At 73.8% G+C, this 14,376-nt stretch carries 12 protein-coding genes and 1 pseudogene; 8 read left to right on the forward strand and 5 right to left on the reverse strand.

From position 1 onward, the window contains the following. Positions 1 to 120 precede the first annotated feature (120 nt). A complete protein-coding gene (locus NOD94_RS35475) occupies positions 121 to 1,668 on the reverse strand; it encodes an AMP-binding protein (RefSeq protein WP_281210342.1) in 1,548 nt (515 codons plus the stop codon). A 139-nt stretch (positions 1,669 to 1,807) separates the two neighbouring features. Here NOD94_RS35475 and NOD94_RS35480 point away from each other — a divergent pair, with 139 nt between their 5' ends. The 4 genes from NOD94_RS35480 (at position 1,808) to NOD94_RS35495 (ending at position 5,942) form a co-directional block, all read left to right on the forward strand. Then, entirely contained in the window at positions 1,808 to 3,025 is a 1,218-nt protein-coding gene (locus NOD94_RS35480) for an amidohydrolase family protein (RefSeq protein WP_281210343.1), read from the forward strand. After that, entirely contained in the window at positions 3,025 to 4,179 is a 1,155-nt protein-coding gene (locus NOD94_RS35485) for an acyl-CoA dehydrogenase (RefSeq protein WP_281210344.1), read from the forward strand. Before NOD94_RS35480 ends, NOD94_RS35485 begins: the two co-directional genes overlap by 1 nt. A gap of 6 nt (positions 4,180 to 4,185) precedes the next feature. Next, positions 4,186 to 5,112: an acyl-CoA dehydrogenase family protein gene (locus NOD94_RS35490; protein WP_281210345.1), complete on the forward strand. Its 927-nt coding sequence runs from the start codon at positions 4,186 to 4,188 to the stop codon at positions 5,110 to 5,112. A 380-nt stretch (positions 5,113 to 5,492) separates the two neighbouring features. Then, positions 5,493 to 5,942 carry an ATP-binding protein gene (locus NOD94_RS35495; protein WP_281210346.1) on the forward strand — a complete coding sequence of 150 codons (450 nt, stop codon included), beginning with the start codon at positions 5,493 to 5,495 and terminating at the stop codon, positions 5,940 to 5,942. A 239-nt stretch (positions 5,943 to 6,181) separates the two neighbouring features. On the opposite strand, the gene NOD94_RS35500 is transcribed toward NOD94_RS35495, so the two are convergent. The 3 genes from NOD94_RS35500 to NOD94_RS35510 form a co-directional block, all read right to left on the reverse strand. After that, entirely contained in the window at positions 6,182 to 7,669 is a 1,488-nt protein-coding gene (locus tag NOD94_RS35500; RefSeq protein WP_281210347.1) for a pentapeptide repeat-containing protein, read from the reverse strand. Positions 7,670 to 7,784: 115 nt separating this feature from the next. Beyond that, a complete protein-coding gene (locus NOD94_RS35505; protein ID WP_281210348.1) occupies positions 7,785 to 8,342 on the reverse strand; it encodes a hypothetical protein in 558 nt (185 codons plus the stop codon). A 386-nt stretch (positions 8,343 to 8,728) separates the two neighbouring features. Continuing rightward, positions 8,729 to 9,655, reverse strand: a complete 927-nt coding sequence (locus NOD94_RS35510) for a cyclase family protein (protein WP_281210349.1) — start codon at positions 9,653 to 9,655, stop codon at positions 8,729 to 8,731. 109 nt (positions 9,656 to 9,764) lie between these two features. On the opposite strand from NOD94_RS35510, the gene NOD94_RS35515 reads away from it, so the two are divergent. The 3 genes from NOD94_RS35515 (at position 9,765) to NOD94_RS35525 (ending at position 13,125) form a co-directional block, all read left to right on the forward strand. Beyond that, positions 9,765 to 10,676: an SDR family NAD(P)-dependent oxidoreductase gene (locus NOD94_RS35515; RefSeq protein ID WP_281210350.1), complete on the forward strand. Its 912-nt coding sequence runs from the start codon at positions 9,765 to 9,767 to the stop codon at positions 10,674 to 10,676. Positions 10,677 to 10,861: 185 nt separating this feature from the next. Beyond that, positions 10,862 to 12,061, forward strand: coding sequence for an acyl-CoA dehydrogenase family protein (locus tag NOD94_RS35520; protein ID WP_281210351.1), 1,200 nt, complete (start codon positions 10,862 to 10,864; stop codon positions 12,059 to 12,061). After that, the gene (locus tag NOD94_RS35525) at positions 12,058 to 13,125 is read left to right on the forward strand and encodes a Zn-dependent alcohol dehydrogenase (RefSeq protein ID WP_281210352.1); all 1,068 of its coding nucleotides are present in this window, start codon (positions 12,058 to 12,060) and stop codon (positions 13,123 to 13,125) included. The genes NOD94_RS35520 and NOD94_RS35525 overlap by 4 nt, the downstream gene beginning before the upstream one ends. A 141-nt stretch (positions 13,126 to 13,266) precedes the next feature. Here NOD94_RS35525 and NOD94_RS35530 read toward each other — a convergent pair whose 3' ends face one another. Beyond that, the gene (locus NOD94_RS35530) at positions 13,267 to 13,887 is read right to left on the reverse strand and encodes a flavin reductase family protein (protein WP_281210353.1); all 621 of its coding nucleotides are present in this window, start codon (positions 13,885 to 13,887) and stop codon (positions 13,267 to 13,269) included. 178 nt (positions 13,888 to 14,065) lie between these two features. Between NOD94_RS35530 and NOD94_RS35535 the strand changes: the two are divergent. Continuing rightward, positions 14,066 to 14,376: pseudogene (locus NOD94_RS35535) on the forward strand (hypothetical protein); the annotation flags it as partial.

Here is a 14,376-nt window from a genome sequence, read left to right on the forward strand (position 1 = left end):
CCCCCCCCCCCCCCCCCCCCCCCCCCCCCCCCCCCCCCCCCCCCCCCCCCCCCCCCCCCCCCCCCCCCCCGCGCCCCGCCGCGTCCGGGCGGCGGGGACCGGCGCGAGGGTCCCGGAGGGTCAGGCGTAGCGTTCGCGCAGTTTGTACTTCAGGACCTTGCGCAGGGCGTCGTTGCGGGGGAGCGCGTCGATCAGCTCCAGCTGCTCGGGCAGTTTGTGGGGGGCCAGGCCCTGCGCGCGCAGGTGGGCGGTCAGCTGGGGGAGGGTCAGCGGGGCCGCGCCCGGAGGTTGTTCGACGACGGCGCAGACGCGTTCGCCGCGTTCGGGGTCGGGCAGGCCGATGACGGCGACGTCGCCGACGGCGGGGAGGGCGTGGAGGAGGTCCTCGATCTCCTTCGCCGAGATGTTCTCGCCCTTGCGGATGATCACGTCCTTGCTGCGGCCGGTGAGGACGAGGTGTCCGTCGGCGGTCAGCCGGCCCAGGTCGCCGGTGATCAGGTAGCCGTCGGCGTCGAAGACCCCGTCGGTGTCCTCGCGGCCCAGGTAGCCCTGGCAGACGGCCTCGCCGCGCAGTCGTACCTCGCCGTCCGCGCCGGTGGGCAGGGCGTCGCCGGTCGGGGTGGTGATGCGGATGGACATGCCCGCCGGGGGGCGTCCCTCGGTGGTGGCGAGGTTCTCCGGGGTGTCGTCGGGCGCCCCCATGGTGATCATGGGGACTTCGGTCATGCCGTAGCCGTGGGTGAGCTGACAGCCCAGTTCGCGGACCACCGCGTGGTAGATCTCGGGGGGCTTGGGGGCGCCGCCGCCCGCGAGGAGGCGCAGGCTCGGGATGAGCTTCGTCGTGGGGTCCTTGCGCTGCTCGGTGAGGAACATGGAGTAGAAGGCGGTGGACCCGCCGGCGACGGTGACCCGGTGGCGGCGGTAGCCGTCCAGGGCGTCCGGCATCGCGAACTTCTCGAAGAGCACCGCCGGGAACCCGTACAGCAGCAGCATCACCGTGTAGTCCGGGCCGGCTATGTGCGCGAACGGGAAGGCCATCGAGCCGACGTCGGCCGGGGTCAGGCGCAGGGCGTCCGCGAGGCAGGAGCCGCCGGCGATCAGGGAGCGGTCGGTGTGCAGGACGCCCTTGGGGTCGGAGGTGGTGCCCGAGGTCCAGTAGATCCAGCGCACGGAGGTGCCGTCGCCGGGCGGCGGGGGCAGTAGGGCGGGGTCGCCGTCCGGGAGGGCGTCGTAGGCGTCGAAGACCCCGCGCGCGCCGAGGCGGGCCGCCATCGCGGTGTGGTCGAAGCCGCGCCAGGTGCCGGGGACGGCGAAGAACTCGGCCTTGGACTCGCGCAGGGCGAAGCCGACCTCGCGGTCCCGGTAGAAGGGGATGACGGGCGACTGGACGGCGCCGAGCCGGGCCAGGGCGAGCGAGAGCAGCACCGTCTCGATGCGGGTGGGCAGCTGCCAGGCGACGACCGTGCCGGGGCGCACGCCCATGGCGTACAGGCCCGCGGCGACGCGTTCGGCGCGCTCGCGCAGGGCGCCGAAGGTGAGCGTGCGGTCGTCGGCGGGTCGGTCGGCGGCCTCGATGAGCACCGGGCCGTCGGGGGTGAGCGCGGCCCGGCGGGCGACCAGCTCCCACAGGGTCCGGGACCGGCTCAGTTCCGTCGCGGTGTCCGTCATCCCGGACCTCCCTCGCTAAATTTCTGACGGATGGTCAGATCTGGCGCAGAGCGTAGGGCGCCGGCGCTTGCCGGTCCAGAGCCGGCGGGGCTAGCTTGTTTCTGACGATCCATCAGATTGGGCGATTGGGGAGACGGTTATGGAACTGGAATTGCCTCGGATCATCAGCGTCGACGACCACGTGATCGAACCCGCCCACCTCTTCGACGTGTGGCTGCCCGCCAAGTACCGCGACCGCGGACCCCGGCCCCTCACCGCCGGTATCGGCGAACTCCAGTACACCGGCGGCAAGTACGTCATCACCATGGACCCCGACGGCCCCCCGACCGACTGGTGGATCTACGAGGACCTCAAGTTCCCGTACAAGCGCAACATCGCCGCCGTCGGCTTCGACCGCGACGACATGACCCTGGAGGGCATCACCCGCGAGGAGATGCGCCGCGGCTGCTGGGACCCAAAGGCCCGCCTCGCCGACATGGACCTCAACCACGTCGAGGCCTCCCTCTGCTTCCCCACCTTCCCCCGCTTCTGCGGCCAGACCTTCGCCGAGGCCCACGACAAGGAGGTCGCCCTCGCCTGCGTGCGCGCCTACAACGACTGGATGGTCGAGGAATGGTGCGGCGACAGCGGCGGCCGCCTCATCCCGCTGTGCATCATCCCGCTCTGGGACATCGACCTCGCCGTCGCCGAGATCCGCCGCAACGCGGCCCGCGGGGTGCGCGCAGTCACCTTCTCCGAGATCCCCACCCACCTGGGACTGCCGTCCATCCACTCCGGCTACTGGGACCCCTTCTTCGCCGCCTGCCAGGACACCGGCACCGTCGTCAACATGCACATCGGGTCTTCCTCCCAGATGCCCGCCGCCTCCCCCGACGCCCCGCCCGCGGTCCAGGCCTCCCTCAGCTTCAACAACGCCATGGCCTCGATGATGGACTTCCTCTTCAGCGGCGTCCTGGTCAAGTTCCCCACCCTGAAACTCGCCTACAGCGAAGGCCAGATGGGCTGGATCCCCTACGCCCTCGAACGCGCCGACGACGTGTGGCGCGAACACCGCGCCTGGGGCGGCGTCAAGGACCTCATCCCCGAGCCGCCGTCCACGTACTACTACCGGCAGATCTTCTGCTGCTTCTTCCGCGACAAGCACGGCATCGCCTCACTGGACGTCGTCGGACGCGACAACGCCACCTTCGAGACCGACTACCCGCACGTCGACTCGACCTTCCCGCACACCAAGGAGGTCGCCCTGGACCACGTCGGCGGCCTCGACGACGAGACCGTCTACAAGCTGATGCGCGGCAACGCCATCCGCATGCTCGGCCTGCCCCTGGACCTCGACCGGACCGGCCAGGGCCGCTGATGGACCTGACCCACACCGACGAGGAACAGGACTTCCGGGCCCGCCTGCGCGAATGGCTCGGCAAGACCCTGCCCGAGCTCCCCGCCAAACCCTCCCCGGACGACTGGCCCGCCCGCCGCGCCTACGACCTGGGCTGGCAGCGGCGCCTGTACGACGCCGGCTGGGCGGGCCTCCACTGGCCCGTCGACGCCGGCGGCCGCGGCGCCACCCCCACCCAACACCTGATCTTCCTGGAGGAGACCGAACGCGCCGGCGCCCCGTACGTCGGCGCGAACTTCGTCGGACTCCTCCACGCCGGCCCCACCATCGCTGCCGAGGGCACCCCCGAACAACGCGCCCGCTGGCTACCGCCCGTCCTGCGCGGCGACGAGGTGTGGTGCCAGGGCTTCAGCGAACCGGACGCCGGATCCGACCTCGCCGCCCTGCGCACCCGGGCCGTCCGCGACGGCGACGAGTACGTCATCACCGGCTCCAAGATCTGGACCTCCCACGCCGAGGTCGCCGACTGGTGCGAGCTCCTCGTCCGCACCGACCCGCGGGCCCCCAAACACCGCGGGATCAGCTGGCTCGCCATGCCGATGGACGCACCCGGCGTGACCGTCCGGCCCCTGCGCACCCTCGCCGGGTCCACGGAGTTCGCGGAGGTCTTCCTCGACGAGGTCCGCGTCCCCGTCGGCAACCGGGTCGGCGCCGAGAACGACGGCTGGCGCGTCACCATGGTCACCCTGTCCTTCGAACGCGGCACGGCCTTCGTCGGCGAGGTCGTCGCCTGCCGCCGCACCCTGACCCACCTCGCCCGCGCGGCGAAGGCCAACGGCCGCTGGGACGACCCCGTCCTGCGCCGCACCCTCGGCCGGCTCCACGGAGAGTTCGGCGCCCTGTGGCGACTCACCCAGTGGAACGTCGGCGAGGCGGAGCGCTCCGGCGGCGTCCCGGGCACCGGCGGCAGCGTCTTCAAACTGGCCTACTCCCACGCCCGCCAGGAGCTCTACGAGGCGGCCGCGCGAGTCCTCGGCCCCGACTCCCTCGCCCTGGACGAGGAATGGGTCCTGGACCGGCTCTCGTCCCTCTCCTACACGATCGCGGCGGGCACCTCCCAGATCCAGCACAACATCGTCGCCGAGCGGATCCTCGGCCTCCCGAAGGGCCGGTGAACGGCCGTGGACTTCCAACCGACCGAGGACCAGCGGGACCTCAAGGCGGCCCTGCGCGACCTCCTCGCCCGACGCCACGGGCGCGAGGCGCTGCGGAGCGCACTGGACACGGGGACCACCGTCGACCGGGACCTGTGGCGGGAGCTCGGCGAGGCCGGCTTCTTCGCGCTGCGCCTTCCCGAGGCCGACGGCGGGGTCGGCCTCGGCCTGCCCGAGGCGGTGCTCCTCTTCGAGGAGGCCGGCCGGGCGCTGCTGCCCGGCCCGCTGGTCGCCACCCACCTGGCCGCCGGCACCGTCCCGGGAGCCGCCGCCGGCGCCACCGTCGTCACCGCCTTCGACCTGGGCGGCGACCTGGTCACCCACCTGGCGGAGGCCGACGCCGTCCTCGGCTCCCCGCGCCGCCCCGAAGCCGAACCGGTCCGCTCGGCGGACCCGCTGACCCCCCTGCACCGGGCCCGGAGCGGCGCCGGGGCCCGGGCCGACGACCTCGCCCCGTACCGGGACACGGGAGCCCTGCTCACCGCGGCCCTCCAGCTCGGCAGCGCGCTGCGGACGCTGGAGCTGGCCGTACGGTACGCGGGCGAGCGGGAGCAGTTCGGCAGGCCGATCGGCGCCTTCCAGGCCGTCAAGCACCTGTGCGCGGGCATGCTGGTCCGGGCCGAGCTGGCCCGTACGGCCGTGTACGCGGCGGCGGTGACGGCGGCGTACGCCGGGGGCCCGGGGGAGATCGCCGCCGCCAAGCTCCTCGCGGACGGGGCGGCCGTGGCCAACGCACGGGACTGCCTCCAGGTGCACGGCGGTATGGGCTTCACCTGGGAGGCGGACGTCCACCTCCACCTGAAGCGGGCCTGGGTGCGCGCGGAGCAGTGGCGCACTGCGGGGGAGGCGGAGGAACTGCTGGCCGGGGAACTGCTGGACTCGGCGGTGCCGTAGGGCCCGTCGTCAGGGTGCGACTGCCGTGCGGACCGCGCCCGGCGGTCGCTCACCGTGACGGCAGGGGCGCGGCGGGGCACGGGAGGGACGGGGCGGGACGCATGTCCGATTACGGAGAGTTGATATCGGTTTGTGTCCTGGGCCCAGCCCGATCCGGCCCGGAGGCGGGGGTGGGCTCCGGTACGCTCCCACGAATGCGAGCGGTTGAGCGGCGCGAGCGTCGCACAGTATGCACCACGCCTACTCCTTCGCGCTGGAATATGCCCGAAGCGCTTGTTGTGGTGACTGTATGTCAACCATGCTGCACAGCACGGGGATCACGGTCGGTGATCCCATCCTGTCGCGAGGCGAAGTGTCCGCCGGTTCGGATGGTGTGAGCGGTGCAGGTGCTTCAGGTGCAACTGGAGGTAGGACCGGACCCCGCCGAGGTCGGTCGGGCACGCCGGTGGGCGCGGTCCCGGTTGGCCGGGTCCGGGATAGGGGACGACGAGCCGCTCGCCGAGACGCTGATCCTGCTGATCTCCGAGCTGGTCACGAACGCGGTCGTGCACACGGGCTGTCCGGCCGTGCTGCGGATGCTGTTCGGGGGGCCGGGGGTGCGGGTCGAGGTCGCCGACGCGAGCGACCGGGCGCCCGCCCCCCGGCAGGCCGCCGGGGACGACACGGGCGGGCGCGGCCTGGAACTCGTCGACGGACTGGCGGACCGGTGGGGCTGGCAGCGCGAGGGCGCGGGCAAGCGCATCTGGTGCGAGATCGACCGGGCGGAGCCGGGGAAGACCGCACCCGACGAAAACTTTGCCTGCCACCGGGAACCGCGCGTGTACCTCTAACGAGGTGTTGACGGATTGTCACCTGTTGATCACCCTTGTGGTGAGCGATTCGTCGCGAGGGGACGCCAAGGGTCCTACCTTGACGAGTGCGGGTCGTGGGGTGGCGGCTGCCGTGCCGCGCTCGGGGTGTGCACGGACACACGCCGCCACCCGTTGGTCTCGGGGTCGGGGTCGGGTGTCGCGGGTCGGGCGTCGGGTTCGACCCGGCCCCCTCGCCCTCGCTCCCGACGTCGATCGGGTCAGGTACGGGGTCGGCCGCGGGGCTCGATGACCCGTACGTCGCCCCCGCGGGCCCGGATCCATTCCTCCAGCGCGGACCCCGCGAGGGAACGGCGGGTGCCGTCCGACGCGGTCAGGGTGGCCGGGCCGAACATCGTCCCCGTCAGTCCCGCCACGCGGGTGCGGTCGTCCAGGATCACCTCGAAGAGGTTCTCCCGCAGCTCCGCCCCGGCGAGGTCGGCCCCGCGCAGGTCGGTGTCGAGCAGTACGGCGCCCAGGACGCGGGCGCCGCGCAGACGGGCGCCGCGGGCGTCGGCCCCGTAGAGCTCCGCGCGAACGAGGTCGGCGCCGTCGAGGACCGCCCCGCGCAGGTCGGCGCCGTCGAGGACGGCCCGTACGAAGCAGGCGCCGGTGGCGTCGGCGCCGGAGAGGTCGGCTCCCTGGAGGTCGCAACGGTAGAAGTCCGTCCCGACGAGGCGGGCGCCGGTGAGGCGGGTACCGGTGAACAGGGTCACCGAGAAGTCGGCGCCGGACAGGACCGCCCCGCCGAGGTCGAGGCCCGTCAGGTCGGCCGCGGTCGGGAAGCCGGCCCGCACCCACTCCCACAGCCAGTGCGCGCCCTCCGGGTCGGCGGGCGGCAACACCCGCCACGGCAGCACGGCGGGCCGCCGGCGCCGGTACCAGGGGACGGCGGTCCGGCGGGTGGCCGGGCCGGAGCCGGTGTCCTGCCGGGTCCCGGTCGTCGTGCCGGTCGTCGTGCCGATCTCCGCGCCGGTCGCCGTCCCGGTCACCGTGCCGATCTCCGCGCCGTCGTCGTCCACCGTCGCGGCCCGGAAGCGGGCGTCGAGCGCCGCCAGTTCGGGGTTCCCGTCGAGATCGGCCAGGTCGTCCCGGGCCGTCAGGTCGTCCCGGTACATGTCGGGCCCGTACCAGCGCACGGGCGGCCAGCCGGCCTCCATGCGGCAGATCAGGTCCGCCCACGGCCGCAGCCGCCGGTCGGTGCCCGCGGGGGCGAGCGGCACGTGCCGTACGACCTCGGGGAGCCCGCGCACCGGGGCGTGCGCGAACGCCTCCACCCCTGCCTGGGTGGCCGCCACGCGGAAGCCGCTTCCGCCGCCCTCCCCGCCCTGCCTGGCCTCCGGCTCCTCGATCCGGGCGAAGGTGGCGCCGCCGGTGGGGGTGAGGACGCGCTTGATCGAGGGCGGGCCCCCGTCCAGCAGCACGGTCGTCCCCAACCCCAGGGCCAGCGACCGTCCGAGGGCCTCGGGGGTCGGTGGCGCGGTGATGGCGGGGACGGCGTGCACGTGCAGGGCGCAGGCCAGGTCGCCCCGGGCGAAGTACTCGTACCGGCAGGTGACGGCGGCGTCCGGGTTCCGATCCGCGGCCGCGTGCTCGGGCCCGACGTCGACCCCCTGCGCGCCCACCCCGAAGGCTTCGCCGAGGATCCGTACGAGGTCCGCCGACGCGGGCCGTGCGGCGGTCATGAACCCGTACGCGTGCCCAGGCATCCCCGGCCCCATTCCCTTCTCCGTGCCCTGCCCCATGATGCCGGGTCGCCGATCGGGGCGGTGCCCCCGGCCAGGGGTGGGGGCCGGGGGCACCTGGGGAGGCGTCAGGGGCGGGTCAGCAGGGGCGGATGTGGTACACGGGGGTCCAGGAGGCGGTGCCGGTGGACTTGGCGACGTTCGACCAGCGTTCGCTGCCGTTGTCGTTGTAGAACCGGGCCCGGGTGCCCGAGGTCTGGTTGTTGTTGAACGTGCCGTCGCCGATGCCCCAGAAGTCGTAGTAGCCGCAGCGGTAGAAGTCGTAGTTGTTGCCCTGGCCGTCCGTGATGCACAGGTGGCCGTGTCCGCAGGCGAGCGCGGTGTCCGGGGAGGCCAGGTCGCGGGCCTCGCCCCGGCCGGGCGTGGCGAGGGTCAGGGAGCCGCCGGCGGTGGTCAGCCGGTTCGCGGAGACCTGGCGGGCCGCCGGGTCCTTCGCGAGGACGGCGTCGACCCGCTGTTGGAGGCGGGCCGCCTCCGGGGCGCTCAGCCCCGCGGCGCGGGCCTGCTCGGCGTGGACGGACCGTGCGGACGTCGAGTCGGTGGCGGTGGCGGCGGATGAGGCGTGGGCGGTCAGGACGGGTCCTGCGATCAGGGCCGCGGTCGCGGTCATCATCGCCAGGATCTTGCGCGGTGACATGGTGGAACCCCTCTGGTTCGGCGTCGGGGAAGCCACGCGCTCGTGACGGTGGCCTGGAGACGCGTGACCATCTTTTCGAAGGTCGCCATGGGTCCAGAAGGGCGGAATCGGCCTCTGTGAGGCTCTTGTGGGCATAACGTGGGGGGTCTTGCGCCTCAGCAGTCCCGGCCGTTGCCGCCACCGCGGCAGGTACGGGGCCGCTGCGGCGGCCCCCGTGCCCGCCCGTCCCCTTGCCGGGTCCGGGTTCCCCGCTCGGCCCGCCGCCCCCGCGCGGCGGCTGTCGGGGAGGTGGCGCGAAGGCGGCGGACCGGGCGCGCGGCACCACCGGTCCGGGAGCGCCCGCCCGGCGCGCCGACGCCGCCGGTCCGGCCGGAGGTGAGGGGCGGTCAGAAGACGGCGATCGGGGAGACCGGGGTGCCGGTGCCGCCCACGAAGGGTTCGGGCATCGCCGAGAGGAGGAAGGAGTAGCGGGCCTCTTCCGCACAGGCTGTGGACAACTCCTCCAGGTTCCAGTTCTGGCCCTGGTGCATGCCCATCTCGACCAGGTCCAGGGCGTGCACCGGCAGCCACAGGTTCTCGATCTCCGGCGGGAAGATCTCGAAGGTCAGGGTGTCGTTCGCGACGGCCGCCACGTCCCGGGCGTGGAACCACTGCGGGGTGCGGACGGACAGGCCGGGGGACGGGAAGCCGTAGCCGTGCTTGTCGCCCGCCAGGTAGACCTGGATCTGGCCGGTGCGGACGAGGACGACGTCGCCGGCGCGGACCGTGACCCCGCCGAACTCCTCCGCCTCCGCCAGGTCCTCGGGGGTCACCGCGTGACCGCCCTCCAGTCGGTCCACGCCCTTCGCGCGGGCCACGTCCAGCAGGACGCCGCGCGAGACGATGTGCCGGGCCTTGTCGATGCCGCTGAACTCGGCGCGGGAGTGCGCGGTGATGGAGGAGGCCGGGCGGCCGTTGTAGATCTTCCCCGAGTGCGAGACGTGCGTCAGCGCGTCCCAGTGGGTGGCCGCCTGGAGGCCCATCGTCACCGCGTCGTCGCTGCAGGCCACCGTCCCCGGGCCGAAGATCTCCTGGTTGATCTGCACCATCGTGTGCAGCGGGTTGATCCGGCCCGGGATCATGCCGACCTGGACGCCGTCCTCCTGCAGCGGGAGCGCGAGCGGCACCCGGCGGCCCCTGCGGACGCCGGCGGCCGCGGCCCGGACGACCGGGTCGGTGATCAGGTTCAGGGTGCCGATCTCGTCGTCGGCGCCCCAACGGCCCCAGTTGTTGACGCGCTTGGCTATGTCGTGGAACTCGGGGGGCAGGGACATGGACCTCATCAGCTCCTTGCGAAGGCGAGGGACAACCGGGTCTTGTGCTGGTGCGTCGGGCTGCCCATAGAATCTAACGGTCCGTCAGAAAACGCGGGAAGGGGCCGGCATGGGGAACTTCTTGGCAGGCAAGGTCGTCGCCGTCACCGGCGCGGGCCGGGGCATCGGGCGGGCCGTGGCGCTCGCGGCGGCCGCCGAGGGCGCCAGGGTCGTCGTCAACGACTACGGCGTCGGCATCGAGGGCGGGGAACCGACCAGCGAGGTCGCCGCATCGGTGGTGAAGGAGATCACCGCCGCGGGAGGGGAGGCCGTCGCGGTGGCCGACGACATCTCCACGATGGCGGGCGGGCAGCGCATCATCGACACGGCGCTCGCCCACTACGGGCGCGTCGACGGGGTCGTCTGTGTCGCCGGCATCCTGCGCGAACGGATGCTGTTCAACATGTCCGAGGAGGAATGGGACCCGGTCGTCGCCACTCACCTCAAGGGCACCTTCACCGTGTTCCGGGCGGCCTCCGCCGTCATGCGCAAGCAGGGCACGGGCACGCTCATCGGCTTCACCAGCGGCAACCACCAGGGCTCCGTCGCCCAGGCCAACTACAGCGCGGCCAAGGGCGGGATCATCTCCCTCGTCCGCAGCGCCGCCCTCGGCCTCAACAAGTACGGGGTCACCGCCAACGCCGTCGCCCCCGTCGCCCGCACCCGGATGTCCGCCAACGTTCCCATGGAGCTCAAGGAGATCGGCGAGCCCGAGGACGTCGCGGCCCTCGTCACCTACCTGCTCAGCGACCGGGCCCGTGCCGAGAACATCACCGGGCAGGTGTACACGATCGCCGGTCCGAAGATCGCCGTCTGGGCCCAGCCGCGCGAACTGCGCGCCGGGTACGCCGAAGGCGCCTGGACCCCGGAGAAGATCGCCGACTTCCTCCCCGGGACCGTCGGCACCGACCCGATGCCGATGCTCGCGCAACTGGAGGCCATGGCCCGGGCCGCCGCCGCCAAGGACCGCCCCAATGCGTGACCGGGCCGGGGCCGGACGGGCCTCGCGCGGTCGGCCCGTTCCTGGTCGGCCCGTACCCGGCGGGCCCGGCTTCCGGGCGCCCGGCTTCCGCGCGCCCGGGTCCCGTTCGCCCGCGCGCCCTGGGCCCGTACCCCGTCCGTTCGACGCCTGACCGCCGCCCCGCCGACGCCTGACAGGGAGACCGCATGGACTTCAGCTTCGGAGCGGGGGACGAGGAGCTGCGCGCCCGCGCCCGTACCTGGCTCACCGCCCGCCTCGCCGGCCCGTACGCGGACCTCCGCGGCCTCGGCGGGCCGGGCAGCGAGCACGAGGGGACGGACCGGCGGCGCGGCTGGGAGCGGGAGCTGGGCCGCGGCGGCTGGATCGGGCAGGGCTGGGACGTCCCCGCCGGCGCGTACGGACAGCAGCGGCTCTCCCTCACCGGCCAGGTCGTCTGGGCGGAGGAGTACGCGGCGCTCCGCGCGCCCGGCCGGCTCGGCCACATCGGCGAGAACCTGCTCGCGCCGACCCTGATCGCCTACGGCACCCCCGAGCAGCAGGCCCGGTTCCTGCCCGGCATCGCCCGCGGCGAGGAGCTGTGGTGCCAGGGCTACAGCGAACCGGACGCCGGATCGGACCTGGCGGGCGTCCGTACCGTCGCCGTTCGCGACCCGGCGGACGGGCTGCCGCGCGTCACCGGGCAGAAGATCTGGACCTCCCTCGCCCAGGACGCCGACTGGTGCTTCGTCCTCGCCCGCACCGAGAGCGGCTCCCGCCGGCACCGCGGCCTGTCCTTCCTGCTGGTGCCGATGGACCAGCCGGGGCGGATCGAGGTCCGCCCGATCCGGCAGATGTCGGGCACCGCCGAGTTCAACGAGGTGTTCTTCGACGGGGCCGTGGCGGCCGGGACCGTCGGCGGGGAGGGCAACGGCTGGGCCGTCGCCATGGGCCTGCTCGCCCTGGAACGCGGCGTCTCCACCCTCGTCCAACAGATCGGCTTCGCCGCCGAACTGGAACGCGTCCTGGCCGACCACGCCGCCGCCGGAGTCCCGGACCCCGTCCTGCGCGAACGCCTCGTACGGCAGTGGGCCGAGCTGCGCACCATGCGGTGGAACGCCCTGCGCACCCTCGGTTCCGCCGCTGATCCGGGGGCGCCGAGCGTGGCCAAGCTGCTGTGGGGCGGCTGGCACCGGCGGCTCGGGGAGCTGGCCGTCGAGGTTCGGGGGGCGGCGGCGACGGCCGGTTCGGGGCCCTGGTCGCGGGAGGTCCCGTACGAGCGGGGACTCGACGAGGGGCAGCGGCTCTTCCTTTTCACCCGGGCCGACACGATCTACGGCGGCTCGGACGAGATCCAGCGGAACATCATCGCCGAGCGGGTGCTCGGCCTGCCTAAGGAGCCCAGGTGAGAGGCGTCGTGTTCGACGGCAAGCAGGCCCAGGTGGTCGACGATCTGGAGATCCGCGATCCGGGCCCGGGGGAGGTGCTCGTCGCGGTCAAGGCGGCCGGGCTGTGTCACAGCGACCTGTCGGTGATCGACGGGACGATCCCGTTCCCGCCGCCGGTGGTGCTCGGGCACGAGGGCGCCGGGGTGGTCGAGGCGGTCGGCGCGGGCGTCACGCACGTGGCGCCGGGCGATCACGTCTCGCTGTCCACGCTCGCCAACTGCGGGGCGTGCGCCGACTGCGACCGGGGGCGTCCGACGATGTGCCGCAAGGCGATCGGGATGCCCGGCCAACCCTTCAGCCGGGGCGGGAAGCCGCTGTTCCAGTTCGCCTCCAACTCGGCGTTCGCGGAGCGGACGATCGTCAGGGCCGTGCAGGCCGTGAAGATCCCCCGGGACGTGCCGCTGACCTCGGCCGCGCTCATCGGCTGCGGGGTGCTCACGGGCGTCGGGGCGGTGCTGAACCGGGCGAAGGTGGACCGCGGCGAGAGCGTCGTCGTCATCGGCACCGGCGGGATCGGGCTGAACGTCCTCCAGGGCGCCCGGATAGCCGGGGCGACGACGATCGTCGCCGTGGACGCGAACCCGGCGAAGGAGGCGGTGGCCCGGCAGTTCGGCGCCACCCACTTCATCGACGCGTCGGCCGTCCGGGACTCCTCGGCCGCCGTCCGGGAGATCCTGCCGACGGGCGCGGACCACGCCTTCGAGTGCGTGGGCAACGTGAAGCTGATCCGGCAGGCCGTCGACCTGTTGGACCGGCACGGGCAGGCGATCCTGCTGGGGGTGCCGGGGTTCAAGGAGGAGGCGTCGTTCCTCGTCTCGTCCATGTACCTCGACAAGACGATCATGGGCTGCCGGTACGGGTCCTCCCGCCCCCAACGCGACATCGCGCTGTACGCGGAGCTGTACCGGCAGGGTCGGCTGCTGCTGGACGAGCTGGTGACGGAGGTCTACCCGGTCGAGGACTTCGCCAAGGCCGCCGACGACGCCCACCACGGACGGGTGGCGCGGGGGGTGCTCACCTTCTGAGCCCGGACACGACCCGGCCCCGCGGCCCGGCAGGGGGTGCGGGGCCGGGCCGTGGCGTCGGGCCGAGGGGTGCGGGGCCGGGCCGTGGTGCGGGTCGGGTCGCGCCGTCGGTCGGGGGGCCGGCCCGGGGCGCGCCGTGGGTCAGGGGGTGAAGCGGCCGAAGCGGCCCTGGTGGAAGAGGAGGGGGTCGCCCTCGCCCTCGGCGCCCATGGCCGTGACGCGGCCGACGACGATGAGGTGGTCGCCGCCGGTGTGGACGGCCTGGATCCGGCAGTCGATCCAGGCGGGCACGTCGTCGAGCTGCGGCGAGCCGGTGACGGGCGCCGGCCGGTGACCGACCCCGGCGAACTTGTCGGCGCCGCTGACGGCGAACGCCCGGCACAGCGCGCCCTGTTCGGCGCCCAGGATGTTGACGCAGAACACCCCGGCGCGGGCGATCCGGGGCCAGGTGGTCGACGTGCGGGCCACCATGAAGGTGACCAGCGGCGGGTCGAGGGACAGCGAGGCGAAGGACTGGCAGGCGAAGCCCGCCGGGCCGTCCTCGCCCTCCCCGGGCGGCGCGGTGATGACCGTGACCCCGCTGGCGAAGCGCCCGAGCACGGCCCGGAACTCCGCGGGGCCGACGGGCGCGCGCTCGTCCCGGCCGACGGCCCGCAGGGCGGGCCGGGGCAGAGCGTCGACGGACTCCGGGGCCGCGGATGCGGGGGCGCCGGCTGACCTGAGGTATCGGACGACGGTGGCCGCCATCCCTGCGTGTCCCATCACACCCCCGATTGAACCTGACGGTCCGTCAGATGGGAAGGGTCGCGCCGGGGCCGCACGGGGTCGGCGAGGGCGTGAGGGAGTGGGCGGGGGCCCCGGCGGGCCCCGGCGCGGGTGGGGGTAGGGTGCGGGCAACAAGTGACTGAACTTGTTCAAAACTCGGTTCGGGGGCGGCCTCATGGCGCACGACGGAACGGCCCGTCCGGCGACGGTCCTGGGCAGGGAGCTCCCCGCGGCGGCGGCCATGTCGGCCGGACAGCCCCTCCTGCTCCTCGCCGCGGCCTTCGTCCTCGCCGGTCTCGCGGGCCCGTACGACCACGACCGGAGCGAGGGAGCGTTCGGAGACGCCCTCCTGATGTGGCTCCTCCTCATCGCCCCGCTGCTGCTTCCCGCGCTCGGCCTCCTGCACGCGGCCCTGTTCGCCCTGCCCGTCGCGGGCCCCGCGCGCGCCCTGGGCCGGCGCGGCCGCGTACCGGCCGGCGTCTGGGC

The organism is Streptomyces sp. Isolate_45 (genome assembly GCF_024721315.2).
Taxonomy (GTDB): domain Bacteria; phylum Actinomycetota; class Actinomycetes; order Streptomycetales; family Streptomycetaceae; genus Streptomyces.